This window comes from Mesorhizobium sp. LEGMi-168a (genome assembly GCF_058312955.1).
In genome coordinates, this window is record NZ_JBZEGV010000157.1 from 1 (window position 1) to 1,024 (window position 1,024).

The window sequence follows — 1,024 nt, forward strand, 5'->3', positions numbered from 1 at the left end:
TCCTGTTTGGAGCGAGGCGCTGCCCGAAGGCATGACCAAAATCGCCGCACCGACGCCGACCATCTGGATTCTCGGCCGCACGCAGACGAACGGTCCGACCGACTACGAGAACGTGCACAAGGTTCAGGACGGCTACAAGCTGACGCCGCTCAGCCAATGGGGCAAGAACTACGCACCGCCGGCGAACTCGCCGACCGACTCGGCCATCGACAACAAAACGTCACCCGTCGTTCAGGTGAATAAAATGGATGGTGTCGCCGTGCTCGGCCGGCTCGCCGAACTGATGGCGAAATATCCGCCACATCCCAACGACTATCCGATCCTGTTCCGCATGCGGCAGATCGGCCTCGAAGCGGGCAAGCCGTTCGATGCCTCGAAGCTCGATCCGGTGCTCGTCAAGACGATCAACGTCGCCGCCAAGGATGCGCTCGCCGATCTGGAGCAATCCGGCAAGAGCGGCGCCGGCATCGGCCTTCATGTCAACGGCTGGTTTTATCAAACCAGCACCGTCGGCACCTATGGGACTGCCTACAAGCTGCGCGGGATGGGCACGCTCATCGGGCTCGGCGTCAACTTGCCCGAAGACGCCGTCTATCCGGCCTCGTTCGTGGACGGCGACGGCAAACCTTACAGCGGCGCCAACCGCTACGTGTTGCACTTCGACAAGGGCAAGCTCCCGCCCGCCAACGCGTTCTGGTCGGTCACGCTTTACGACAAGGATGGCTTCCAGGCGCCGAATGCGATCAATCGTTTTGCGCTCGGCGACCGGGACAAGCTCACGTTCAACGCCGATGGCTCGCTCGACATCTACATCCAGAACGCGTCGCCCGGTGCCGACAAGGAAGCGAATTGGCTGCCGGCTCCGACGGGCGAGTTCAACCTCGCGATGCGGCTCTATTCGCCGCGGCGCGAGGCTTTGGACGGCACCTGGACGCCGCCGGCAGTGGAGAAGCTGAACTGAACGGTTGGTCGCAGACAGCAGAGACCGCGAGCGCGGTCACCAAGGAGGAAAACCAGGATCAGG

The 1,024-nt window shown here is 62.7% G+C and carries 1 protein-coding gene; it reads left to right on the forward strand.

The genetic code is table 11. The annotated features are described in order from the left end of the window. A partial coding sequence (locus AC4FWB_RS34605; protein ID WP_491030702.1) for a DUF1254 domain-containing protein occupies window positions 1-961 on the forward strand: 961 nt, incomplete at its 5' end. Window positions 962-1,024 lie beyond the last annotated feature (63 nt).